At 68.6% G+C, this 23,893-nt stretch carries 23 protein-coding genes and 4 pseudogenes; 12 read left to right on the plus strand and 15 right to left on the minus strand.

Annotation, left to right across the window (positions count from 1 at the left end):
- Window positions 1–31: 31 nt before the first annotated feature.
- Both FNV62_RS51190 and FNV62_RS51195 read right to left on the minus strand, forming a co-directional pair.
- Window positions 32–277, minus strand: coding sequence for a DUF2283 domain-containing protein (locus tag FNV62_RS51190; protein ID WP_143604746.1), 246 nt, complete (start codon window positions 275–277; stop codon window positions 32–34).
- Between the two features lie 69 nt (window positions 278–346).
- Window positions 347–571 (minus strand): annotated as a pseudogene (locus tag FNV62_RS51195) (transposase family protein); the annotation flags it as partial.
- Here FNV62_RS51195 and FNV62_RS51200 point away from each other — a divergent pair.
- Both FNV62_RS51200 and FNV62_RS51205 read left to right on the plus strand, forming a co-directional pair.
- A pseudogene (locus FNV62_RS51200) lies at window positions 569–1,042 on the plus strand (RNA-guided endonuclease InsQ/TnpB family protein); the annotation flags it as partial. The pseudogenes FNV62_RS51195 and FNV62_RS51200 sit on opposite strands and share 3 nt — an antisense overlap.
- Complete coding sequence (locus FNV62_RS51205; protein ID WP_225900707.1) at window positions 991–1,356, plus strand: carboxylesterase family protein; 366 nt, start codon at window positions 991–993, stop codon at window positions 1,354–1,356. The pseudogene FNV62_RS51200 and the gene FNV62_RS51205, both read left to right, overlap by 52 nt.
- Before the next feature lie 453 nt (window positions 1,357–1,809).
- On the opposite strand, the gene FNV62_RS51210 is transcribed toward FNV62_RS51205, so the two are convergent.
- Window positions 1,810–2,763: an AsnC family transcriptional regulator gene (locus tag FNV62_RS51210; protein ID WP_309171851.1), complete on the minus strand. Its 954-nt coding sequence runs from the start codon at window positions 2,761–2,763 to the stop codon at window positions 1,810–1,812.
- A 642-nt stretch (window positions 2,764–3,405) separates the two neighbouring features.
- Here FNV62_RS51210 and FNV62_RS51215 point away from each other — a divergent pair.
- Window positions 3,406–5,025: an amidohydrolase gene (locus FNV62_RS51215; protein WP_143604748.1), complete on the plus strand. Its 1,620-nt coding sequence runs from the start codon at window positions 3,406–3,408 to the stop codon at window positions 5,023–5,025.
- 656 nt (window positions 5,026–5,681) lie between these two features.
- Here the strand turns inward: FNV62_RS51215 and FNV62_RS51220 are convergent.
- Window positions 5,682–6,302: a TetR/AcrR family transcriptional regulator gene (locus FNV62_RS51220; protein WP_097282082.1), complete on the minus strand. Its 621-nt coding sequence runs from the start codon at window positions 6,300–6,302 to the stop codon at window positions 5,682–5,684.
- Window positions 6,303–6,737: 435 nt separating this feature from the next.
- Here FNV62_RS51220 and FNV62_RS51225 point away from each other — a divergent pair, with 435 nt between their 5' ends.
- Both FNV62_RS51225 and FNV62_RS51230 read left to right on the plus strand, forming a co-directional pair.
- Complete coding sequence (locus FNV62_RS51225) at window positions 6,738–8,174, plus strand: aldehyde dehydrogenase (protein WP_143604749.1); 1,437 nt, start codon at window positions 6,738–6,740, stop codon at window positions 8,172–8,174.
- A gap of 73 nt (window positions 8,175–8,247) precedes the next feature.
- Complete coding sequence (locus FNV62_RS51230; protein ID WP_143630233.1) at window positions 8,248–9,873, plus strand: GMC family oxidoreductase; 1,626 nt, start codon at window positions 8,248–8,250, stop codon at window positions 9,871–9,873.
- 427 nt (window positions 9,874–10,300) lie between these two features.
- On the opposite strand, the gene FNV62_RS51235 is transcribed toward FNV62_RS51230, so the two are convergent.
- The 3 genes and pseudogenes from FNV62_RS51235 to FNV62_RS56545 form a co-directional block, all read right to left on the minus strand.
- Window positions 10,301–10,849, minus strand: coding sequence for a DUF1062 domain-containing protein (locus tag FNV62_RS51235; protein WP_143630235.1), 549 nt, complete (start codon window positions 10,847–10,849; stop codon window positions 10,301–10,303).
- An 89-nt stretch (window positions 10,850–10,938) separates the two neighbouring features.
- Window positions 10,939–11,064, minus strand: a complete 126-nt coding sequence (locus tag FNV62_RS57335; RefSeq protein WP_263986811.1) for a hypothetical protein — start codon at window positions 11,062–11,064, stop codon at window positions 10,939–10,941.
- Window positions 11,061–11,410: pseudogene (locus tag FNV62_RS56545) on the minus strand (hypothetical protein); the annotation flags it as partial. The pseudogene FNV62_RS56545 and the gene FNV62_RS57335, both read right to left, overlap by 4 nt.
- A 158-nt stretch (window positions 11,411–11,568) precedes the next feature.
- Between FNV62_RS56545 and FNV62_RS51245 the strand changes: the two are divergent.
- From FNV62_RS51245 to FNV62_RS51255, 3 genes are all read left to right on the plus strand, one after another.
- Window positions 11,569–11,820 (plus strand): YlcI/YnfO family protein, encoded by a 252-nt coding sequence (locus FNV62_RS51245; protein WP_060894546.1) that lies wholly within the window; start codon window positions 11,569–11,571, stop codon window positions 11,818–11,820.
- Entirely contained in the window at window positions 11,817–12,194 is a 378-nt protein-coding gene (locus FNV62_RS51250; RefSeq protein ID WP_164331977.1) for a toxin Doc, read from the plus strand. The genes FNV62_RS51245 and FNV62_RS51250 overlap by 4 nt, the downstream gene beginning before the upstream one ends.
- Before the next feature lie 360 nt (window positions 12,195–12,554).
- A complete protein-coding gene (locus FNV62_RS51255) occupies window positions 12,555–13,007 on the plus strand; it encodes a hypothetical protein (RefSeq protein ID WP_143630239.1) in 453 nt (150 codons plus the stop codon).
- Here FNV62_RS51255 and FNV62_RS51260 read toward each other — a convergent pair.
- Window positions 13,004–13,168, minus strand: a complete 165-nt coding sequence (locus FNV62_RS51260; protein ID WP_164331901.1) for a hypothetical protein — start codon at window positions 13,166–13,168, stop codon at window positions 13,004–13,006. The genes FNV62_RS51255 and FNV62_RS51260 overlap by 4 nt on opposite strands.
- Entirely contained in the window at window positions 13,114–13,737 is a 624-nt protein-coding gene (locus tag FNV62_RS51265) for a hypothetical protein (RefSeq protein ID WP_143630241.1), read from the minus strand. The genes FNV62_RS51260 and FNV62_RS51265 overlap by 55 nt, the downstream gene beginning before the upstream one ends.
- A gap of 200 nt (window positions 13,738–13,937) precedes the next feature.
- On the opposite strand from FNV62_RS51265, the gene FNV62_RS51270 reads away from it, so the two are divergent.
- The 3 genes and pseudogenes from FNV62_RS51270 to FNV62_RS51280 form a co-directional block, all read left to right on the plus strand.
- Window positions 13,938–14,894, plus strand: a complete 957-nt coding sequence (locus tag FNV62_RS51270; protein WP_060894525.1) for a GlxA family transcriptional regulator — start codon at window positions 13,938–13,940, stop codon at window positions 14,892–14,894.
- 110 nt (window positions 14,895–15,004) lie between these two features.
- Window positions 15,005–16,003 (plus strand): type I glyceraldehyde-3-phosphate dehydrogenase, encoded by a 999-nt coding sequence (gap, locus tag FNV62_RS51275; RefSeq protein WP_143630243.1) that lies wholly within the window; start codon window positions 15,005–15,007, stop codon window positions 16,001–16,003.
- Window positions 16,004–16,178: 175 nt separating this feature from the next.
- A pseudogene (locus FNV62_RS51280) lies at window positions 16,179–16,524 on the plus strand (IS110 family transposase); the annotation flags it as partial.
- A gap of 281 nt (window positions 16,525–16,805) precedes the next feature.
- Here the strand turns inward: FNV62_RS51280 and FNV62_RS51285 are convergent.
- From FNV62_RS51285 to FNV62_RS56555, 5 genes are all read right to left on the minus strand, one after another.
- Window positions 16,806–18,371 (minus strand): MFS transporter, encoded by a 1,566-nt coding sequence (locus FNV62_RS51285; RefSeq protein WP_143604755.1) that lies wholly within the window; start codon window positions 18,369–18,371, stop codon window positions 16,806–16,808.
- Window positions 18,372–18,428: 57 nt separating this feature from the next.
- Window positions 18,429–19,781: an alpha/beta hydrolase gene (locus tag FNV62_RS51290; RefSeq protein ID WP_143630245.1), complete on the minus strand. Its 1,353-nt coding sequence runs from the start codon at window positions 19,779–19,781 to the stop codon at window positions 18,429–18,431.
- A 164-nt stretch (window positions 19,782–19,945) separates the two neighbouring features.
- Window positions 19,946–20,806, minus strand: coding sequence for a PaaX family transcriptional regulator C-terminal domain-containing protein (locus FNV62_RS51295; protein WP_143611713.1), 861 nt, complete (start codon window positions 20,804–20,806; stop codon window positions 19,946–19,948).
- A gap of 258 nt (window positions 20,807–21,064) precedes the next feature.
- Window positions 21,065–21,232 (minus strand): hypothetical protein, encoded by a 168-nt coding sequence (locus FNV62_RS56550; protein WP_225900708.1) that lies wholly within the window; start codon window positions 21,230–21,232, stop codon window positions 21,065–21,067.
- Window positions 21,233–21,295: 63 nt separating this feature from the next.
- Complete coding sequence (locus FNV62_RS56555; RefSeq protein ID WP_225900709.1) at window positions 21,296–21,907, minus strand: transposase; 612 nt, start codon at window positions 21,905–21,907, stop codon at window positions 21,296–21,298.
- Between the two features lie 245 nt (window positions 21,908–22,152).
- Here FNV62_RS56555 and FNV62_RS51305 point away from each other — a divergent pair, with 245 nt between their 5' ends.
- Complete coding sequence (locus tag FNV62_RS51305; protein WP_060894529.1) at window positions 22,153–22,812, plus strand: MSMEG_1061 family FMN-dependent PPOX-type flavoprotein; 660 nt, start codon at window positions 22,153–22,155, stop codon at window positions 22,810–22,812.
- Between the two features lie 104 nt (window positions 22,813–22,916).
- On the opposite strand, the gene FNV62_RS51310 is transcribed toward FNV62_RS51305, so the two are convergent.
- On the minus strand, window positions 22,917–23,759 hold the full coding sequence (locus FNV62_RS51310; protein WP_164331418.1) for a hypothetical protein: 843 nt from the start codon (window positions 23,757–23,759) through the stop codon (window positions 22,917–22,919).
- Window positions 23,760–23,893 lie beyond the last annotated feature (134 nt).

The following is a 23,893-nucleotide window of genomic DNA, read 5'->3' on the forward strand; positions in this document are numbered from 1 at the left end:
CCTGCTCGCCGCGAGCGTGGTGCTCGACTGGTCATGCACCTTCGGTGTCCAGTCGCTCCGCGGACTGGAGCAGGTACTCGGGCAGTTTTGAACTGGCCGCCAACACCTCGATGCCGATGAGGCGGCCCTGCTCGTCGAAGTCGAGGTTGATCATGCCGTCGACGTCCACTGGATCGCAGGGATACATGCGCGCGGACTTCACGTGGGCCTGCGGATCGGTGAGGTATATGTACGCTGCGTTCACGCTCTTGTCGTAGGTGACTCTGACGTCTGTCACGGTGAGCGGTCTCCCTTGCTGTCGTTGATGGTGGCGCTGTCCTTGTCCATGCCTCCGGCCGCAGCGACCTCAGGCTCCCGTGGCAAGGTGCAAGGCCAGGACGGCCTTGACGATGTCGGTGATGCGGGTGGTGCTGCAACGGAGTTTGCGCAGTAGCCGCCAACTCTTCAGGGTGGCGTTGGCCTGCTCTCCGACGGGTCGGATCCTGGCGTGGGAGGAGTTCACCGCCCGCTTCCCGGCCGGGAGCGTGCTCCAGCGGCCCCGGTAAGGCACCCGGATCGTCCCCCGAGCTCCCACGCGCAAGCGGCCGACGCGTGCCGCGAGTTCCACCACCAGCTCTCCACGCAGCTGATCCGCGAGAACCAAGCGGTCGGTGTGGAGGACCTGGCGGTCAAGGCACTGGCACGCACCAGGCTGGCCAAGAGCGTGCAGGACGCGGGCTGGGCACGGTTCGTGGCCATGCTGGAGTACAAGGCGGTCAGGTACGGGCGCACCCTGGTGAAGATCGGCAGGTTCGAGCCGACCTCCCAGACCTGTTCCGCCTGCGGCGTCAAGGACGGCCCCAAACCTCTCCACATCAGGGAGTGGACCTGCCCCGCGTGCGGCACGGTCCATGACCGGGACCACAATGCCGCGAAGAACGTGAAAACGGCCGCCGGACTGGCGGTCGCAGCCTGTGGAGCGCAGGTAAGACCAAGACTCGTCCCGGCACAGTGCAACGAAGCAGGAAGCCATGGATTCTCCCCCGAACCCCGTGCCGTGTAGCGGCACAACAACGGACGAGAAGGCCAGAATCCTCGGGCTTCAGCCCGAGGAGCAAGTCAAGCGATCGAACTTCCGCACGCGCGACTCCCACCCAGGATTTCACCGCACTGCAGACAGATGAGCTTTTCCGCAACGGCGCCTTGCAGATAGCCGACCACCACGGCGCCGGTGGCAACGCCACGTACGTCTACCAGTTCGACTACCACCCCGCCCAGGATCCCGGCCGTCTCGGTGCCGCGCGCTGTGTCGAACTGCCCTTCCTCTTTGGCGTTCGACAGCTACCCCTACAGCCCGATGCTGTGGACGCCCTCTGACACCGAGCGGGCACTGGGGCGTTCCTTCGCCACGGCTGTCTTCGCATTCGTCGCCACCGGCTCCGCGAGCGACTGGCTTCCGTACGCGCCTGCGGCCACCGCAATCCGACACTTCGGCTGAAGGCAAACAACCATGAAGCACGTCTTCGGCCGTGAAACCCTGCCCCACTGGGCCGAGTTCCTCGTCCTGTTGGCAACCATCTACCCTGCGGACCGGCTGTATTCCCTGACACTCGCCGACCGGTTCACGGAGTGGAACGAGTGGCTGCGTCCGCTTCCCTTCACCCTGGGAGTGCTGGTGCTCCTGGTCTTCATCGTGATGCCGGGCGCCGCCAAGCTCTGGAGGACTCTGCACGCGTCCACCGCCGAGCGACTTCAGCCGATGACCGGCGCAGCGCAGCGAGGGGCGGCGGGTCCGTTGCCCCTGGCCGATCCGCGTGCAGTGGAAAGCCATCACAACGAAAGCGCGGCGGGACGTACCAGGCCCGTGCGCTTGACGCCGGTGAGAATGGGCGTCACCTCAATGTCGGAGATATGCGGCAAGGCCCCCACCGTGCCGGTCAGGAACGTATAGAGCGCGCTCAGATCGGCGGCGGCCACGGCCACCAACAGACTGCTGGAGCCCGTTGTGGCGGCGGTGAAGCGCACCTGGGGATGCCGGCTGAGGATCTGCCCGGTCTCCTGCAATGCCCCTGGCATCGCCTTGATCCACAGCAGTGCTTCGGCGTGCACTCCCAGCAGGGCGAGATCGACTTCGGTGGCCAGCCGGACGGCATGCGCCTCCACGAGGGCGTCCTGGCGGCGACGTACGGTCCGTGGAGTCTTGCCGGTGCGGCTGGCGAGCTCCTCGTACGTCATCCGGGAGTCCTCGATCAGCGCATCGATGAGTACGTCATCTTCCGGTAGCGGAGACAGGGGCTCGGGGGAGGCGTCGAAGCCGGGCCAGAGCTGCGCGGACTCCTCCTGGGTCAGTAGTCCCGCGCTCCAGGCGAACCCTGCGGGAAAGACTTTCAGCAGGTCGTACGACGTCCAGGACTGCACGGCCGCGGTCGCAGGCAGGTCGCGCAGCACAAGCTCGTTGCGGGCATCGGGTCCGTTCAGGAAGAGCACGGCGCAGATCTCGTCCCCTCCGCCCAGGATGTCGACCCAGACGGTGTCGCGGCGCCGGGCGAGGGTGGCGGCGATGGCCGTGATCCGATTGGGGCGGCAGCGGATACGCAACACCATGGGGATGAGGTGGGGATAGAGGGCGGGGTTGCGCACCGCCGTCGCCCGGAGGGTCTGGTCGTGGAACAGCGGTGCGGCGCGACGCACGACCGTGCGCTCCGAAACACCCAGGACGTCGGCGACATGTCGCCAGGAGGCGCGGGGGGACGCCAGCAGCACGGCCGTGATCCGTCGATCCACAGCATCAAGATCCTGGCGTACTTTCGGCACCCCAACCCCTCAGTGATCTTCTTCCTCTGGGGAGGAGCGTATCCGGGGAGCGAGATTGTCGGCGACGCGCTACGTGCTCCAGCCCCGACGGATTGTGGCTCGACCGGGTGCATCGGGCCTCTCGTCATCGTCCTGGAAGGCGGCCACCGCGGAACGCCGTCCTCGGTGTGCGCCGTGATCAGCGTGGTGTCGATGCCGAAGGGCTGGGGAGGCGCTGTCGGTGGCGCCGGGTCGCGGACGACCGTCGCGCGCGATGTGCCTTCGGCGTACAGCGGTGCCGTGCGGCGTACGGCGGTGCGCTCGGACAGGCCCGGGCGGCGTGGCCAGCTCGTGCCAGGAGGCGCGCGGCGAGGCGAGGCGAGAAGGGCAGTCGGCAGCCGCGAGCCGACGGTCCGGGTCGTCGAGTGTTTGGCGCATGATCAGCATTCTGGGCGGCAGGTGTTGCGTAGTTTCTGTGTTTCCGGCATTGGAATGTATGTGAATCGGCAGAGAGTCCGTAGAACGGTCTTGTCGGCGGACGTGGTGGACGACCCCTCGGCCGGGCGCGGACCCGACCCCCTGCGGCCCCTGACACGCCCTCAACGACGACTTTCAGATGGTGGGGAGAAGACCATGACTGACCACGGAGCCGATCTGGTGATCCGGGCCGACGCGGTGCACACACTGGTGCCCGGCCGGGCCCCGCAGCGGGCGCTGGCCGTACGGGGTGATCGCATCGCGGCTCTGTCCCCCGACCCGAACGGACTCGATCACTGGGTGACCGCTCGCACCACGGTCCACGACCTGCCGGGTGCCACGGTGCTGCCCGCGTTCGACGACACTCACACCCACCTGATCTACGCCGCGCTCGGCGCGCAGGACGTTCCCGTGCACCAGGCACGCACGATCTCCGAGTTCCTGGACCTGATCCGGCAGCGGGCCGAGGTCACCCCGGAGGGGGAGTGGATCCGCACCACCACGAACTGGCAGGAACTCAACCTGGCCGAGCGCCGCATGCCCACCGCGGCCGAACTCGACCGGGCCACCGACCGGCACCCGGTCCTGGTCAAGCGCGGCGGCCACAACGACGTCGTCAACACCTACGCGCTGCGGTTGGCGGGCATCACCGAGGACACCCCCGTACCGCCCGGCGGCGTGATCGGCCGCGACGCGGACGGCAGGCTCGACGGTCGGCTGATCGACAACGCTCTGGGCCTGGTGGAGCGCCTGGTTCCGGCGCCGGACCGGTCCCAGCGGATCGACGGGTTGCGCCTGGCCACCAGCCAGTACGCCGCCACCGGCATCGGCAGCGTGCGCGACTGCGCGGTCACCCCCGAGGACTACAGGGTGCTGCTCGCCGCCCGCGAGGCGGGGGCGCTGAGCACCCGGGTGCGGACGCTGATCTCGGCACTCGGCATGACCAGCGCGGCCCAGGTGGAGGATCTGCTCGACGTCATGGAGGAATGGCGCTACAGCTCCGACCCGTGGCTGCGGGTATGGGGAGTGAAGTTCGGGCTCGACGGCGGGCTGGAGGCCGGGGCCACCGAAGAGCCGTACGCCTGCGACCACTCCTTCTCCGGCACGCTGACCTGGGAGCCCGGCGCGCTGGTCGAGGCGGTCGAGGCCGTGGTCCGCCGCGGCTGGCGCGTCGGCACGCACGCCTACGGCGACCGCGCGGTCCGCATCCTTCTGGACGTCTACGAACGCGTCCTGGCCCGCAACCCCGGCCTGCCTGTCGGCACGCTGGTGATGGAGCACGGCGGCCTGGCCGGCCCCGAACAGCGCGCCCGCGCCGTCGAGTTGGGCATCCCGGTCACCATCCAGCAGCCGCTGTTGCACGACACCGCCGAGGTGGAGGAGGGCTTCTGGGGCCCGGAACGCGTCGCCCGCCTCTTCCCCGCCCGAGGTTGGATCGACCTGGGCGCCCAGGTCAGCGCCGGATCCGACTTCCCCGTCGGCCAGTTCGGCGCCATGCGCTCCGTCTGGGGCATGACCACCCGCCAGACCGTCATCGGCGTCAAGGGCCCCGAGCACGCCATCACCTACCAGGAAGCCCTCGCCCTGCACACCACCAACGCCGCCCGCCTGTGCGGCGAGGAGAGCCTGCGTGGCACCCTCACTCCGGGCCGCTTCGCCGACCTCACCGTCTGGGACCGGGACCCCGCCCACTGCCCCAGCGACGCCCTACGCGATCTCAACCCCATCCGCACCATCGTCGGCGGCCTCCTCGTCACATCCGCCGATGCCCACTAGGGGACCGCCCACGACACGGGCACAGGTCCCCCTTCTGATCACAGAACGCCGCAACTCCGTGATCGGCAGGCCCTGCACCCGGGTTGCCGCAGGGACACACATCGCACCTGTACGCGCGACTCGCCCGGTCGCTGTAGTTGCTGTGTGCCAGGCGAGTCGCGCGCTTCTTCCATTCGCGGTGGGCGGTCTCGCGGATCGGTGGTATCTGTATGCGCCCGACCTTTGAGGTCACGACCGAAGCGGTCGGCCTGGGGTGTACTTGTTTGAGTTGATGCGCGATGACGCGCTGGGGCTCATGGACGTGCTGGGTCTGGATCGGGTCTCGCTCGTTGGACACTCGCTGGATGGAGTGGTGGTATACCTGCTCGCGGAATCGGGACACATCCCACACGGGCTTGAACTGGGTGCAGTCGGCCCAATGCCCTGGCGTGACGACTGGGGACAACGGGCGGCAGCGGGCGTCCGCACTCAGGTGGGGCTTGGTGGTGAGCGCGCCACGCGAGCGGCCCAGGCCCTCACCTCCTGCACCACCTCCACCAGGCGCGGGCGACGAGGCTCTGCCACGGCAACTCGTCCAGGTGTCCTGCCGGTCCGGCCCCCTTTGCGGTGGGGATCGGCGGCGGATCGGGCTCCGATCCCCTCGACCGGCGCGTGCCCTACGCGGCCGACGGGGCGTCGCCGGGCATGCAGGTGATGGCCTCGAAGAGGAGAAGGCCCTGATCCACCAGCTCCTCTCGCGAGATGTCCAGAACTCCGTTGAACCAGCTCAGCAGCATCTCGCTGACCGCGCCCACGACGGCCACGGACATGGTGGCGGTGTCGATCCGGGGATCGTGAAGCCCTTCCCTGAGGAGAGAGTCCACGAGGCCGCTCATGCGCTGCAGGCCCAGACGGCGTTCGCGTGCTGTGAGGGGTCCGGCACCCAGAGATTCCGCGAGTTTGACGCGACCTTTTCTCGGGTCTTGCAGGGGAAGCCCGACGATGACGTCGATCATGTTTCGAGCCCGGTCGCGCAGCGGCTGGTCTGTGCCGATCGCCTCGGTGCATCGGGTGATCTGTTCCTCGTAGATGTCTCTCATGAGCGCTGCCATGAGATCGTCGAGGGATGAGAAGCTCTCCGTGAAGTACCTGTCCTTCAGTCCGGCGTGGCGGAGTACCGCGCTGATCGACGTGTGGGCGTATCCCTGGCTGGAGAAAAGCTCGAGACCGCTTTCCATGAGGCGCTGACGGCGGAGCGATGTGCGCTGTTCCGCCGTTGCTCCGCCATATGTCCTCATGATGTGCGAGCTCTCCTTGAGGCGTCCTGCTCATGGCGCGCTGTCGCGCACCGGGACCCGGTCTGCCGACCTCGATGCTCACTGGCATGGCGTGAGGTTTTGAGCCGTCGGTCCGGCCTTCCCTCATCGGGCGGCGACCAAAGTCTTTCTGCCTATATTCTACCCATCTGGTGACGATTTACCCCAGATGGGTGTAATGTCGCATTCATTCAGTCGTGAATCGTGAAAGCGCTCCTCGCAAGGCCGGTACCAGCCGCAAGGGGCGTCGCAGATGTGGCCCGCTCGCAGGTTCGACGCGCCGGGCCGCGGCGTAGGAAAGTCAGACCGGCAGCGGCCCGCGTACCGCGCTGAGGGCCCTCGTGCTCGCTGGTCATCCACGTATCGAACACCACGGAGTGCCGTGGTCCCACGGCCATGCCGAGGGGAGAGTTCACCATGAATCCCAACCATCTGTTCATCGGCGGACGCTGGGTGCACACGTCCGGCGATCGCGTCATCAACGTCGTGTCCGCGAGTACCGGCGACCACCTCGGTGCCGTACCGGACGGTTCCCAGGGCGACATCGACCGGGCGGTCGGGGCCGCTCGTGCCGCATTCGACCCACCGACCGGCTGGGCCTCCTGGGGCACTGAACGTCGCGCGGCCGCCATGATCCGTCTCGCGGACGCGCTCGATGCCAGGAAGGGGGCGACGTCCGACGCCGTCAGCGCGCAGAACGGCATGCCGATCACTGTCGCGCGGTCCTTCGAAGGTGTGGTGCCGTCAGCCCTGCTGCGCTATTACGCCGGTCTGGCCGACAGCATGCCGTGCGAGGAACTGCGTACCGGACTGCCCCGCGGCACCACCCTGGTCCGCCGGGAACCCGCAGGCGTCGTAGCCGCCATCATGACCTGGAACTTCCCTCAGACCATCGCCTTCTTCAAGATAGCCCCTGCTCTGGCGGCCGGTTGCGTGCTCGTCCTCAAGCCGGCGCCGGAGACGGTCCTCGACTCGGTGCTGCTGGCGGAGGCGGTCAAGGAAGCGGGCATCCCCGACGGCGTGATCAACATCGTTCCGGGCGGCCGCGACACCGGCGCGTATCTGGTCTCCCATCCTGGCGTCGACAAGGTGTCGTTCACCGGATCCACCAGAGCGGGGCGCCAAGTGGCTTCCACATGCGCCGAGTTGCTGAGGCCGGTGACCCTGGAACTGGGAGGCAAGTCCGCCGCCGTCGTCCTCGACGACGCCGACCTCGCCGCGAACGCAGAGCAGTTCTTCATGGCCAGCCTGCTGAACAACGGTCAGACCTGTTACGCGAGCACCAGGATCCTGGCCTCCCGCAGCAGGTATCGGGAAGTGGTCGAGTTCTGTACGGCGATGGCCCGCGACGCCGTCGTCGGTGACGCGCTCGACCCCGACACCCAGATCGGCCCGCTCGTCAGCCTGCGCCAGCGCGAACGTGTGCTGGGTTACATCAAGACAGGCCTCAACGAGGGGGCTCGGCTCACCACCGGAGGAGGCCGGCCGCCCGGCCTCGATCGAGGCTGGTTCGTCGAACCCACCGTATTCGCCGACGTCGAGAACTCATCGACCATCGCGCAGGAAGAGATCTTCGGCCCCGTCCTCACGATCACGTCCTACGACGGCGAGGACGAGGCAGTGCGCCTGGCGAACGAGTCGGCCTACGGCCTCGCCGGCACCGTCTGGACCACGGACGTGGACCACGGTGCCCAGGTGGCCCGCCGAATCCGCACCGGCACCGTCGGGCTCAACGGCTATCTGCCCGACCTCACCTCCCCCTACGGAGGCCGGAAGGCCAGCGGACTCGGCAGCGAACTGGGGCCCGAGGGGCTTCACGCATACCAGCAAGTCCAGTCGATATACCACCCCTGATGCGGCGGCCGGCATGCGTCGCCCGGCTCGGGCGAGTCCGGGCGACGACCATCCGGCGGGCGAGGGAGCCAGCATGACCTCCACCGGAACCGAAGGATTCGACTACGTCATCGTGGGCGCCGGCAGCGCCGGTTGTGTGCTCGCCGACCGCCTGAGCCGCGACGACCGCGTCCGCGTGCTGCTCCTCGAAGCGGGCGGCCCCGACACCGACGAACTCATCCACATCCCGGCCGCGCTCGGAATGCTCTTCGGATCGCATTCCGACTGGAGCTACCGGACGGTCGAGCAGCCCCAGCCGGGCCGCACGTTCTCCTGGCCCCGGGGCAAGACGCTGGGCGGGTCGTCATCCACCAACGTCATGATCTACACCCGGGGCAACCGGCACGACTACGACGGCTGGCGTGACGAGTACGGTGCGAGAGGCTGGGGCTACGACGACGTCCTGCCGTATTTCGTGAAGTCCGAGTCGAACCGCCGCCTCGGCGAGCCCTACCATGGTTCGGACGGACCCCTGCACGTCGAAGACCGCGTCTACACCCACGAACTCTCACGGTCCTGGCTCGACGCGGCCGTGGAATGGGGGCTGGACCGCACCGACGACTTCGCGGGTGAGTCCCCCGTCGGCGCCGGCCTGTACCAGGTGACATGCCATCACGGGCGACGGTGGTCCGCGGCCGACGCCTATCTGCGCCCGGCCCTTGACCGGCCCAACCTCACGGTGCGCACCGGCGCCCTGGCAACAAAGATCACACTCGACGGATCACGCGCGGCCGGCGTCACCTATCTCCGGGACGGACAGGAGCGGGCGGCCCACGCCGACAGGGAGATCCTGCTCTGCGGCGGATCCATCAACTCGCCCCAGCTGCTGCTCCTGTCGGGCATAGGCGACCCCGACGAGCTGCACGATGTGGGCATAGACGTCCGCGTCCCCCTGCCGGGGGTCGGACGGAACCTGCAAGACCATTTGATGGCTCCCGTCGTGTGGGACACCCGCAACTCCACTGACATCGTCCGGGACCTGCTCACCCCGGATAACCTCGAACGGTGGCGCGCCCACGGCGACGGGCCCTTCGCCTCCAACTACGGCGAGGTCGGCGCGTTCCTCAACGTCACGGACGGCAACAGCCGTCCTGACGTCCAGCTGGTGGGAGGAGCCACGGCACTCATTCTCAGCGGTGAGGAAGTACCCGACCGGCCGGTGTTCACGATGAACTGCTGCCCCCTGAACCCGCGGACTCGCGGCACCGTCCGTCTCGCGTCGGCTGATCCGCAGGCCCCGCCGCTGATCGATCCCCGCTACTTCGACGTACCCGCGGATGTGTCGGTCATGGTCGCCGGACTCAGAGCGGTCATCGGCATCGCCCACTGCGCACCGTTCGCCGCATACCTGGCGCGGGCGTACCTGCCGGCCAGTGACGACCTGGACTGTCTGGACGGCATGGACGACGCGGCTCTCGAAGAGCACGTCCGCAGGTGGAGTGCCACGTCGTATCACCCAGTGGGCACCTGTGCCATGGGAACCGGAGACGACTCCGTCGTCAATGCGGACCTGGAGGTCTACGGAGTCGAGCGGCTCCGTGTCGTCGACGCCTCGGTCATGCCGACTGTCATCAGCGGAAACACCAACGCACCCACGATCATGATCGCCGAAAAGGCGGCCGAGCTGATCGGGGAGCGGCGTCGCCGTCAAAGTGGCTGACCACACCAAGTGGCCGAAGCCAAAGGTCTGATCAAGGGCCCCCAACGGGCGGTGGAGCCGGCCAAGGCATCCGGACGCCCGTCCATCGCCCAGACCGGCGCCAGACGCAGTTCCTGGTGGTCGCGGGCCTGAAGACGGGGTCATCAGAGGTGCGTTCCTCTGCCGGTTCGGGCGTGCAGCAGTGATGCCCGGGACGGGGCTCTGCTCTGCAGCGGTTCAAGTCCTGCCCAACGCCGCTGGTCGGCGACGGCAGGGGTGGCCGCCACCAGTTCAACGTCCAGGCAAGCGGCCCCGGTCAGGAGATACGACTGTCACCGGACGGGGACGACGCCCTGCCACCGAAACGGCTGCGAACGCCCCAACGCAGCTACGAGCTAGGGCCTGTCCGGCGGATGCTGCCGGACAGGTCCTTGGTCCCGAGGAGGGCTCAGCGCTTGAGCGTGAAGGTGAAGTCGCCGGAGAGCTTGCCGCTCAGCCGGACTGTCGAAACGAGTTTCCCCTCCATGATCAGTCTCTCGACCTCGGCCCGCGAAAGACCGCACCCTTCAGCGATCAGTCGCACCGGCCGGACAGGGATCCGCGCCGCAAAGCGGACCGAGACGTCGATCACCTCGCGGTCCAGGTGATCCGATCCGCCGGTGTCGAGGCGCCAGGCGTTGTCCCAGTCGAGGGCGATGCGACTACGGCGCCGCACGACCGGATCCTGGAGCAACTCAGCTGCCAGGCCAGGGTCGTTGTCATGCATCCGGTCCAGCAGCTCAGGTCGTACGGAGCGCACGTTCATCCGCTCCAGGACCGCGATCTTTGCCGTTTCCCCGCAAGTGGTACAGAGCGCGAGGAGCCAGGCGTCGATGAGCTTGTGGTTGGCGTTGACGCGAAATTTACCGCTTGTCCGGAATCGCTCGGACGCGCACGCGTGGCAACGGCGGCGAACGAGCGGCAGGCAGGTGGGCATGACCACCCAGTTTTCGAGCACAGAAGTACACCGGTTTCAGTGAGAAGTCCGCAGCAAAAAGGAGCGCGGCGCACATGCGCGACGCGCGACAAATCAGCGCTCGGGAGGTCTCACAGGGTGTACAACGGCACGTCCTTGACCAGACGACTTGGTTCGGCAGCACGGTAATGGCGCAATGCGGCGCTGCTCCACTGGTTTTCGAGCACCTCACCGCCAGGGTTCATCCAGCGGATCACGGACGAAGCCAGAGCCGGATCGCGGCAACGGTGACGCTGCCGTGGAAGACGCAGGCCCGCTTGTCGTACCTCGCGGCCACGGCCCGGAGGTTCTTGAGCCTGGTCATCGTCCGTTCGATCTCGCTCTTACGTTTGTGGCAGTCCGCCCCGAAGGGTCCGAGTCCCTCGTCGGGGAGGTGCTTTCGGGGCGTGCGTCCTTCCCGTCACTCGCGGCGGCTTCTTGCGCGCTCCGACGACGTGTTGGTGGGCGCGATGGGAGGTGGAATCCCACGCTCGCCACGGACCAGTCGATGCGGCCGGCCGCGTCGGCGTCGGCTTGGACGGTCCGCAGGATCCTGCCCCACGAGGTGGCCGTACGACTGGTTGGACGCGCCGTTCCCGGAAAGCGGCCACCCACATCGTCTGTGTCATCGGCGCCTCGGCCCGAGGTGGGAAGGTGCCTCGTTCGGGTTCGGTTTCGTCGCACCTATCCCCGTGCTGTACGCCTTGCTGTACGGTCGGAACATGTCGAAGTCAGTGACAATCCGCGTACCCGAAGAGCTCCACGCGCAGCTGCAGGAGCGTGCCGAAGCCGAGGGCACCACGGTCACCGCTCTCATCACCGAGGCCGCGCACAACGCGGTCCGCGATCCCCGCCTGGACAGCGCCGCCGACGTCTTCCGTGCGTTCGTCGCCGACAACGCGGCCGCGTTCGACGCGGCGTTTCCCGACGACGCTCCCGCCCGGCTGGACGCCTCTGGACGGACTGCTGCCTGACCGTGGAGCTCCATATCGACATCCGCTGGCTGCTGGAGCGCCAGTCGGAAGTGCTGCCCAAGCACCCTTCGGTCCACGACTTCTCCAACCTCGTGGCCGCCGTCGCGCGCCACCGGGTCAACACCCCCCAGGTCGGCGTCGCCGTCGACAACGCCTGGCGGGCGGCGGCCCTGATGCACGCGATCATCCGGCTGCGCCCCCTCCCGGCACGTAACGCCTTGTACGGTGCCGCGCTCGTCACGGCGTACATGGGCGCCGCGGGCGAGGCCGTGGACCCGCCGTACGGTGCGCTGATCGACCTCGCCCGCGACATCGACGCCGGCCGTGTCGACGGGTACGACGCAGCCGACCGCATCCGCTCCTGGCGGATCTGAACTCACCCCATATGCAGCGCCTGGTGCATCGAGGTGTCCTGCATGGTGCGGCTTTGGGCGTCGGAGAGTGATGACACTCCGGGCCGTCGGCCAGTCGACACAAGGGCGCTGCACGGGTGGCGGCCCGCCGGGGGAGGACTACGACTACGGCCCGTACGACCCAGTAGGCGAGCAGCATGAGCAAAGGGCGGTCATCCTCTCGGGGGTGACTGCCCTTCGTGTTGTTCGGGTGTCCCTTCGAGTGCGCACGCCGTTTCCCCTGGCGGGGCCGATCGGTGTCGGCCCTCGGGTGTGCCAGGTTGAGGCCCAGCCAGCCAGCCAGCCAGCCAGCCGGACCGACGGGAGCGGAGGACCGACGCCATGACGTCTGTGATCGCCCGACGCCTTGCCGTGACAGCGATGCTCACCGCGCTGGCCGCGGCAGCGGGGTGCAAGGACGACGGAAGGCGTGACGATCCCATCGGGCAGCCGACACCTCAGCCGACGACGTTGCTGGACTTCGCCGCCGCCACCGATACCGGTGAGACCTCGATCACCGGGAACGGCTGCGAGAACGTCGAGCTGCAGCCCGGCGAGAATTGCCAGGTCACGCTCTCGCACACCGCTGAGGAGCCGGGACGGTTCAGCGTGACTCTGACGGCCGTGACGTCCCAAGGAACGACGCTCACCGTGCCCCTCTCCGGGGAGGTGGTGGGAGCGTCGAAGCCGACGACGGCCACGACCGGGGTGCCGACTAGCGAGCCCGCCTCGCCCACCGCCACCGGCACGGAGTCGACGCCGACTCCCGACGTCACGGGGACACCCAACCCCTAGCTCAGCTCCACCCGCACGGTGTCGTCGTCGGGGAGGAGCACGACCTTGGTGCTGTTGTAGTCCGCGGTCTTGGAGACCAGGTAGTACCGGCTTGGCGACTTCGCGATCAGGCGGAAGCCGATGTACTCGTAGCGATACGGACCGCTCCTCCCGACAGCCACAGCCGGTCCCCTATGCGGCCGGGCCGGTCGTGTGTCCCTCCGTCGTGGGTGAGAAGCAGTTGTACGGCGAAGAAGGCCAAGGCCGCGCCCAGTGCCGCCAGCATCGCAGGCACGAATTGAGCGGCCCAGCCGCCCGGAAGCGTGGGGAGATTCTTCTCCCAGAAGAAGACAGGGAAGCCCAGCAGCAACAGGACAAGGCCCGAGCCCAGCAGCCAGAGGATCACCTTGCTGCGACGGGTCGCGTGCCGTGGCTCGCTGAGCGACTGTCCCGCCGAGCCAAGCACCAGCAGCACGATCAGCCCGCACACGAGCAGGAACCACAGCGGCAGGAAGATGGCGTCCGGGCTCTCGGCCAGCATGGCCTGTACGGAGAACTGCAGATCTTCGGGGATCACCCCGAGTGTGGTGTAGTACGCGCGCTGGTAGACGTTGCCAAAGTAGTAAAGCACCCCGATGGCCACCGTCCCGGGAGCCGCGATGTATGCCGCCTTGTCCAGAAACCCGGACTTCGGCGGCCGTGGGGGAGGCTCGGTCGCCGACCTGGGCGGCGGCTCCTCGGGCGCGGGCATGGCACCGGTCTGTTCATCGGTTGCCCTGCCCGCACGTGAGGCGAGTCCGCTCGAATGATCATGCGCTTCAGCCGCGCTCCCGAACGGCAATTTGTCCGAGCTTGCGGAGCCGCTCTGATTCCTTCAGACCTGGGCTCCACCCGGACCCTGCGCGCCCGGCCAACCCGACGCACGGACGCACCCCTGCGTACCCTGTCTCCGTGTCAGCCTCCCGCCTGCGTCGCGTCGCCGTCCTTGTGCTCGAGGGTGCGAAGCCGCTCGATGTCGGAATCCCCGCGCAGGTGTTCACCACGCGCGCGAGCATGCCGTACGAGGTGCGACTGTGCGGCGCGGCGCCTGGTCTCGTTACCGGTGGCGACGGCCTTTCGTACCACGTCGCCGACGGCCTTGACGCACTTGCGTGGGCCGACATCGTCTTCATCCCGGGCTATCGGTTCCCGGACCGTGACGATCCGCCGCAGGCAGTCGTCGACGCGCTGATCGCTGCCCACGACCGGGGCGCGCGGCTTGCCGCCATCTCGACGGGCGCCTTCGCGCTCGCCGCGACCGGCCTGCTCGACGGCAGGCGTGCCACGACGCACTGGCACTACACACGGGCGCTGGTGGCGAGGCATCCGCTCGTCGAGGTCGACGAGAACGTTCTGTTCGTCGACGAGGGCAGCGTGCTGACGTCGGCCGGCGCCGCCTCGGGCATCGACCTGTGCCTGCACATTCTGCGCGGCGACCTCGGGGTGGCCGCATCGAACCACGCGGCCCGGCGATTGGTCGCAGCCCCCTACCGCAGTGGCGGTCAGGCGCAGTATGTGCCCCGCAGCGTGCCTGAGCCGCTCGGTGAGCGATTCGCCGACACCCGCGAGTGGGCGCTGCACCGGCTCGACGAGCCCCTCACCCTCGAGGTACTGGCGCGGCAGGCGGCGGTCTCGCCGCGCACGTTCTCGCGGCGCTTCGTAGCGGAGACCGGGTACACGCCGATGCAGTGGGTCATGCGGGCCCGCATCGACATGGCCCGCGAGCTGCTCGAGCGTTCGCAGCGCAGCGTTGAGCAGATCGCCACCGACGTCGGTCTTGGCACCGGTGCGAATCTGCGACTGCACTTCCATCGCATCCTCGGCACCACGCCGAGCGAGTACCGGCGCACCTTCGCCCAGGGTGAGTAGCCCCGCCGTCGGCGCCCTTGGCGCGATCCTTTTGAACCATGGCTATCCCGCCACTGTCACCGGTGAGTGCCCCGAGCGAGCCTTGGTGCCGAACCGAAGGGACAGCACTTATGACTCGCATCGCCATCAACGGATTCGGCCGCATCGGACGCAACGTACTGCGCGCACTGCTCGAACGCGACAGCACTCTTGAGGTCGTCGCCGTCAACGACCTCACGGAGCCCGCCGCTCTCGCACGGCTGCTCGCCTACGACACCACGGCCGGCCGGCTCGGTCGCCCGGTGACCGTCGACGGGGACGCCCTCGTCGTCGACGGCCGTCGCATCAAGGTGCTCGCCGAGCGTGAACCGGCGCAGCTGCCGTGGGCCGAACTCGGTGTCGACGTCGTCCTCGAAGCGACCGGCCGCTTCACGTCGGCGGAGGCTGCCCGCGCCCACCTCGCTGCGGGCGCGAAGAAGGTGCTGGTCAGCGCGCCGTCGGACGGCGCCGACGTCACGCTGGCGTTCGGGGTCAACAGCGACACGTACGACCCGAACCTGCACACGATCGTCTCGAACGCCTCGTGCACGACCAACGCGCTCGCTCCGCTGGCCGCGGTACTCGACGAGCTCGCCGGCATTGAGCACGGCTTCATGACGACGGTGCACGCCTACACGCAGGAGCAGAACCTGCTGGATGGTCCGCACCGCGACGCCCGTCGTGCCCGAGCCGCCGCTGTCAACATCGTGCCGACCACGACGGGCGCCGCCAAGGCGATCGGCCTCGTGCTGCCGAACCTGGCCGGCAAGCTGTCGGGCGATTCGATCCGTGTGCCGGTGCCAGTGGGCTCGATTGTCGAGCTCAACACGACCGTCACTCGTGACGTGACGCGCGACGACGTGCTGAGCGCGTACCGCACCGCGGCGGATGGGCCGCTCGCCGGCATCCTCGAGTACTCGGACTTCCCGCTCGTGTCCTCCGACATCACGGGCAATCCGGCCTCGTCGATCTTCGACTCGGCCCTCACCCGGGTCGACGGCCGGCACGTGAAGGTGGTCGCCTGGTACGACAACGAGTGGGGCTTCTCGAACCGCGTGATCGACACACTCGAGCTCATCGCCAGCCGCTGACCGGAGCGTGTCCGGCCACTGCGGGACAGGAGCGCGTCGGCACCCGACCGGTCAAGACGCGCTCCGCACGCGGACCCGCACAGTGCCGGACCGCCCAGGGGCAGGCTCCCATCGGTGAAGGGCAAGACCGGCCGACTGAACTCACGGGATGCGATGACGGCACTCATGCCACTGGCTAGTGGTCGTCGACCAGCCGGAATCGATCGGGGCTCTGCCGCCGGCGGTGGCCCAGGACGTGGGATGTCCGGTCGCTGATCTGCTGGGGCCGACGGTGCGGCGGATCGACGACCTCTACCCGGGTGAGGCCAAGACCGACGCGTGCGACGCGTTCATCATCGCCGACGCCGCCCGCGCGCCGGCGAGGCCGCCCGGGTCGCGAACCGGCTGCACGGCCTGCTCGCCCAGGTCCAACCGTCGCTGGAACGGGTGTTGGGGCCGCGGTTGCAGTGCCCGGCCGTCCTCACGCTGCTGGAACGGGTTCGGATCCCCCTACCCAGATCCGCAAGGCCGGCCGGCGGCGGCGCTTCCCCGACTGGCGGCCACTTCGCCGCCTACGCGGGTGGCGCCCCGGCGACTCGGAGCTCGGGCTCCTCCATTCACGGCGAACAACCTCGCGATGTTCCTGGACGCGAAGAACGAGTTGTTGCTGGCTGTTCCTGATCGCTCCACGAATGAGGGGGAGGCACGGCTGGATCATCGGGCTCCACCGCGCGAGGCCTGTGGACGCCTGGCGTGCCACCCGGGCGCGGTAAGCGATTGCGACCGTGACGGAGAACCACCGGACCCAAGCGGGGATCTGGCACTAGCGCTCTGTGGGATCGGCGTGTGGGGTGGTTCGGCTGTGGAGTGTGATGAGGGCCAGTAGTGCGGAGAGCAGTGCGGCTGAACCGCAGACGATGAAGCCGATGGAGTAGCCGTGGCCGAGGGCGTCCAGGGCGAGTGGGTGCAGGTCGGCCAGTTTGGGTGACGCTGTGGAGGCGCCGTTGACCGCGAGTGGGCCGCCCTCTTCGAGTACGGCCGTACCTGCGCCTTTCAGTGCCGCGGGGAGGGCGGAGTCGTGCAGGGAGTCGGAGAAGTTGTTTGCCGCGCGGCTCAGGGCCACGGCGCCGATGACGGCGGGGCCGAGCGTGAAGCCGAAGTCTCGCAGCAGGTTGGTGGTGGCGCTGGCCATGCCGGCCAGGTGTACTGGCACGGTGTTGACAGCTGTTGCCGTGATCGACGAGACGGTGATCGCGAAGCCCAGGCCGACGAGTCCGAGCGGCAGGATCAGCGAGGTGAAGGTGCTGTCGGTGATCGGCAGTGTGGCCGCCCAGTAGTCTCCCGCCGCGATCAGCAGCAGTCCCGCGCCGAGCAGCAGCCCGGGTGCCGCGGTTGTCAGCAGCCGTTCCGTCAGTGGCAGCATCACCAGGGTGATGCCGTTGAGCAGGACGAATGCCAGTGCTGTCCGCATCGGGGCCTGGTCCTGTACCGGGCCGAGCCGGATGCTGACGGCGTAGGCGGTGCCCAGGAAAGCGAACATGCCCACCACGGCCACGACCGAGGCCACCGCGAAGGCGCGGTTGCGGAACAGGTCCAGGCGAAGGAGCGGGGACTTGGCGCGCTTCTCGGCCAGGACGAAGGCGGCGAGGAACACGGCTGCCAGGACGAAGGCGATGACGATCGAGGGTGAGGCCCAGCCGTCCGTCGGGCCCTGGATGATGGCGTAGAGCAGGGAGAACAAGCCGAGACCGATGGTCAGCTGGCCCGCTACGTCGAGTGAACGCCCTCCGGGGGCACTGGAGTTGACGGCGAACAGGGCGCTGACGGCGGCGCTTGCCGCTGCGATGGCGGTGACCACGACGAAGGACCATCGCCACGAACCGTAGGTGGCGGTGATGCCTCCGAGCAGCGGGGCGAGGAATCCGCCGGTGGAGAGCAGGGCTGCCCACATCGCGATGACCCGGGCCCGCTGTGCGGGCGAGGTGGTGCCGGCGGCCAGGATGGCCAGCGATGTCGGGAACAGGGCGGCGGCACCCAGGCCCGCCAGGGCCTGTCCGGCCCAGAGTTGGTGGATGCCGGAGGCAGTGGCGCTGACCAGCTCGCCCACGGCCAGCAGCGAAGCGCCGCCGACCAGCAGCCGCTTGCGGCCGAAGAGGTCACCGAGCAGGCCGAAGGTCAGCTCCAGTACGGCGACCGGGAGCAGGAAGGCGTCGGAGATCCAGGTGAGCTGCGAGCCGACCGGGTGCAGGTCGGACTGGAACAGCCCATTGAGGGTGGCCGGTATGGCCAGACCGATCTGGGCGAGGCAGACGGCGAGGAGACCGGCGACCAGGGTGCCGGTGGTCAGGCCGCGGCCGGTGGCGGTTCTGGCGGCGGGTTCGGTCGTCATCGACACGGAGGGCTCCTGAGGTGCGCGAGCTTGGGACGGGGAGAGGACGCTTCGGGATCAGCGGGTACCGGTCAGACGATTCGGCCGGTAGTCGGTGAAGGCGGCGCCGTCGAGGCCCAATTCGTCGGCGCTGTGCTGGAGTTCGGCGGTGGTGGCGGAGTTGTCCCAGTGCCCGGTCTCCAGCCGGTGCTCCACGACGTGCAGCCCGGCGAGCACTTCGGCGATGGTGAAGTTGCAGTGGCTCTGACGTGCCACATAGGCCTGTCGCAGCAGCGCGGAGTCTCCGGCCCTGCGCACCCGCCCGGCGAAGGCCGACTCCTGCTCGACGGGCACCAGCTGGTCGGCGGTGGTGTGGATGTCCAGCAGCGGTACGGCCAGGCCCTGACCGGCCGTGGAGGTCCGCTTCAGATGAGCCACTGCGGCCGGGTCGGCTGTGACGTCCGCACCGCGGGTGAGCCGGTTCAGGTCGTTGCGCAGGTCGAGCCCGGCGTCGCGGTAGAGCGCCTCGACCTGCTTGGCGTGGGCGGACTTGCGCAGCAGCCCGGCGTAGTCGACGCCCTTGTTCCAGGACGTGTTGCCGCCGGCGGACTGCTCCACCGACCAGCGCGCCGGGACGATGAACCCGAGCAGGCCCTGAGCCAGCCATGCGTACTGCTGCTCCTCCTGGCCCGCGAAGTCGTCGCGCGCGGGCGGCTGCCGGCCGGGAGCCCAGTCGGCCAGATTGAGGTAGGCGGCAGCCAGGGCGATCCGGGCGCGTCCCGCCGGGGTCTGCTGCGCCGTTTCCACCGCCTTCGTGAGCCGGTCGGCGAGGGCCCCGGCGTCGGTCTGGCTGTCCAGGTTCACGAGCTTGTCGGCATCGGCAGGGTCGAAGAACGCGGCCAGGGTGTACTCGGCGTCCAGCTGGTAGTTGTCCAGATCTACGCCGCCTGCGACCAGGCCGCACAGGCCGAGCGAGCCGTCGACGCGGCCCACGCCGTCGCGGGCGACCTGAGCGTTGATGAGGCCGCCCATGGACTGGCCCACCGAGATGACCCGGGTTGGTGTACCGACCTGTCGGCGGAAGGTGTTGAGCGCGGCGAACTGATCCCGCTCGGCAGAGTCGAGCGCCCACATCGAGCCGTTCGGGTCGTAGGAAGAGCCGACGAGCGCGTAGCCGGCGTTCAGCAGGGCCTGGCGCACCGCGGTCGACGGGGCGTCGGCGGCGGTGGTCGGTCCGAAGCCGTGGCTGAACAGCAGCAGGCTGCCGTTCCACCGCGTGGGCTTGTCCGCGATCCAGGTGGCGCCGTCGGACAGGGTGCCGGAGTAGTGATCGGCGGTCGTGGCCTGGGCGCTGGTCGCCGGCCCGATCAGGGCGGTCGCGAGGGCGGTTGCGCAGGCGGCGGCGAGGGTCGAAAGACGGGGTCGGGGCATGGCGGCGGCTCCGCGAGTCGAGGGGGACCGAGTGGGGGAGCGAGCGGGAAGAGCGCTGCGAATGTAGGGCTCTTTTTTCATCGCCGTCAATAGACTGCCCAATAATGCGTCAGACGGGTCCGCGTGTGGATGCACGGGACTCGAGGGCGAAGGCCGGGCGCGGATCAGGCCAGTGTCAGGGTGTCGAGCAGTCGGGCGGCCGCGAGCGCGGCCGGGCGTTCCCAACGGCTGGCCAGGCCGCGGAAGACCGTCTCCGCCTGAGCGGCGGGCCAGTCCGCCGGAAGGTGCTCGGCGGGCAGATGCGGGTCCCGTCGCACCAGGTCCAGCCAGTCGGTGTGCAGCAGGAGCTGGCCTGCGAGTTCGTCGCCGGAGACCGCTGCGGGAAGCGGGTCGGTGCGGTCCCAGCGCTCCAGGAACGCCCGGTACCGTGCACCGATGGCCGGCACGTCGAACGCCTGCTCCAGCACCTCACGGACGTCGGTGGGCGTCTCCACTTCTGCCCGGAACACCCGCAGATACGGCTCCAGGCCGAGACCCGCCACCATCTCACGGACGTCGACGCGCGCCGGGGCCACCCACAGGCCGTTCTGCAGTGGGCCGAAGCCCGCCCAGATCAGCCGGGAGCGCAGGTCGTGCCGCTCGCGGCTCCATGCCTCGGGCAGTGAGAAGCCCACCATCGTCCACCGGCCGTCCCAGTCCCGGTTCACCGCGCCGGTCCGCCAGATGCGGTCCCTTCCGTCCGTCAGCACCTGGACGGCGTGCGGTGTCAGCCCGAAGTAGGTCTTCCGGCCCTGGCGACGACGCTCCAGCAGGCCGCGTTTGACCATCCGGTTCAGGGTGGTCCGCACCGCCTCCTCGGTACTGCCCAACCTTCCGAGAGCGGCGATCACGCTCCCTGACGACACGGCGATCGGCCGCCCCAGCACATGAGCACCGAAGAAGGTCAGCATCAGGGACTGGGTACGCGGCTCGGGACCGCTCTCGGCGGTCGGTCCTGCGGCGACATCGACACTGGTCACCGGCACAGCGTAGGCCCGGGGCGAACGGGTGTTGCCAACGCCCGAAAAATGTGTCATTTCTGTGACGGCAATCGAAGAATGGCCCGATATTAGCGATCGAGACACGGAGGTAGCAGGCGGGGGGAGGGGGGAGGGCCGCATTCCGGTGGACGGCCGTCCGGACGGTGGTCCTCTCCACGCGAGAGGAAGCACGCGGCGCTCCAACGTGCTGACCCGCGATTGATCTTGGGGCGTGTTGGTCTGTGGGTTCGGCAAGCGGGTGGTTCAGCAGGCCGTGGCGCGGACGTGCACCAGCTCGGTGCTCGCGTTGTGCCGGGTGGGTTGTTTGGCGGCGCGATCGGAGACCATGGCGTCGATGGCGAGGCGGGTTTCGCCGTAGGTTTCTCCGGTGGCCGGTGGCCGGTGGCCGGTGTATCGCTGGAGCGGGCGCACTGGCGGACTTCGGCGGTGGCGTGCTTGACGCAGATCCGGCGCAAGGACTGGCCTCGTTTCATGTCACGCCAGCCGTACCGCTCGGTGACCGGACTGTCGTTCGGAGCCTTCATGCCCTTCGGCTTTTGGCGGGGCGCTGACCTGGTCGAGGGACTCGCTGGCCAGGCCGCGGTAGCCGTTGTCGACCTCGGCTCTCACGCCGGGGCGCTGGTGGAACTGCTCGGCGATGCCCTCGGTGCGCACGGAGGTCTGGTTGTGCATCCGGCCTCGGCGCTGGGCCCCGGACCACAGGGTGCGGCCCCGGCCGTCGCTGATCGTCGTGATCTTGACGGTGTTCTGCCTGCGCTTGCCGGAGACGAAGGCCCGTCGGCCGGGACGACCCGCCCGTGGGCGGCGGACCTGGGTCTCCTTCCCGTCGATCCGCATGGTGACGTCCTCGGCCGCGGCATCGGCGAACAGGTCCTCCAGGGTCCGCAGCCGGATGCCGGGCCGGTCGGGGACGGCGAACCCACGGTCCGCCGAGAGCGGGCGGACCTCCCGGATCGCCCGGCCGATCGTGGAAGACCCCACCTTGTAGAGCACGCCCAATGCCTTATGGGTGAGCCCGGTCCGCAGATGGCCCGTTGTCACCAGGAGCCGGTCGATGAAGACCAGTTCGTACTTCGGGCCGGCCACCGCCTTCCGCCGACGGTCGCCCTCACGTCGCCCACGACGCCCGGACTCACAGCGCGCCACCCAGCGGGGGCGAGTTCCGCGGCCAACTCGCCCTGATGTTGGCGCGACAGCCCGCAGGAGGCAGGATGGGACATGGCCCCTCGGGCCTACTTGATCGTCACACACCAGACGACTTGCGCGGCCGTCCCTACGTCCCCGCCCACCGACCAAGGTCAATCGCAGGTCGGCTCGTTAGGGTCGGAGGCATGACGACACCCCTTGCCGGCAGTGCCTTCGACTCGCTCCGCCTCGACGCCGTGCCCGACCAGGAGGCGTTGCGCCGGGCGTACGAACTCCCCGGCGACGCGGCCGTGCGCAAGCAGATGACCGAACTCACCGAGCACACCCGGCGGTTGATCGGCTGCTCATCGCTGGTCCTGGTCGCCAGCGCGGACGCCGAGGGCAACTGCGACGTCTCGCCGCGCGGCGGCCCCGCCGGGTTCGTCGCCGTCCTGGACGCACGGACGGTGGCGATACCGGACGCGACCGGCAACAAGCGGCTGGACACCCTGCAGAACGTCATCGCCACCGGACGGGCCGGGCTACTGTTCGTCATCCCCGGGCGGACCACCACTCTGCGGGTGAACGGCAGAGCTGTCGTCTCCACCCGCCCGGAGCTGCTGTCGCAGCTGACCGCCGTGGGAAAGCCGCCGGCCAGTGCGCTGGTGCTGGGGATCGAGGAGGTCTACCCGCACTGCCCCAAGTCGTTGCTGCGCAGCGGGGCCTGGAAGCCGGAGCAGTGGCTGCCGGCCGACGCCCAGCCGACCTCGGCCGAGGTGACGCTGGCCCAACTGCGGATGCCGGAGCTGACGATCGCCGACATCGAGCAGGCGGAGGCGGACTCGCTGAAATACCGGTACGAGTAACGGGCCGATGTGCGACGGAGGCGGTCTGACGACAGGGATCAGGGTCCCAGAAAAGAGGGAGGCCGCCACCTTGCGGAGCGGCCCCTGCACTCACGCGCTCCGGCTCACCAATGACACGTTGAGTCACGGCTACTCCACCTCCGCGTGTTGTTGTCAAGCCGCAGTGGTGACGGGAGTTGGGGCGCGGCAAGCGGGCCGAGAAGAAACAGCACAAGCGGGCCGTGCTCGCCCTGGCTCGACGACGTGTCAACGTCCTGTTCGCGACGATCCGTGATGGACAGGGGGCTGTCCTCCACGTCCCTGAAGCTACCCTTGGTCATGATCCGCCGCGTCGGCCGCCGATCGCGCGTGTTGATCCGATAGGAGAGTTTCGAGGAGTCCTTCGAGCCGGGGCGCTTCAGGTACCAGTCCGCTTCCCGCAGGCGCCTGATGCCGTTGCCGAGCTTCCGATGCGCCTTCGCTGCCAGCATGACCAGGAACTCTTTGATCTTCGTGGGCGTGTCCGAGCATGGGCGGACTACGCTGCGCCGCGAGTGCTTGAGGACCTGGATGAATGAGACGCGGCCCGGATCGATCCCGTTGTCGTCGGCCAGACCTACGATGATCCGCGTAAGGCGGTGATGCACAGTCAGGGGGTGCGCCCAGATCTCCTGACGCACCAGATCCGGGTCACCCGAGCGCAGGACCACGACCGGCCCGCGCTGGAACGTCCTGATCTGCCGGAACGCGACTCCGCCTCCCATATCGCATGATAAAGCCCTGCCAACTCTGCCGCAGGATGGCTCGATCGAGCCTCGTCTGCCGATAGCACCGATCAACGCAGGTCGGAGCACGCGAACCGATGCGAACCGCCCTCTGGCGCCCAGCAGATTGCGGTGGACTTTGGTTACGGTTGACGCGTAGATACCCTGGCGAATCGCGCTCAGCGCTTCCGAGTGCACCGTCACCGAATGGTGTCCGTATGGAATTTACTGCCGCCGTGAGTGCGCGTGCGATATGTCACTGGCGGCTATTCAGGTGAGGGCCTCTCGGTTGAATTGTGATCGCAGCTGGGCGTGTTGCCTTCCCGCCGATTCATCCG

It is taken from the genome of Streptomyces sp. RLB3-17 (assembly GCF_007113425.2).
GTDB lineage: Bacteria > Actinomycetota > Actinomycetes > Streptomycetales > Streptomycetaceae > Streptomyces > Streptomyces mirabilis_D.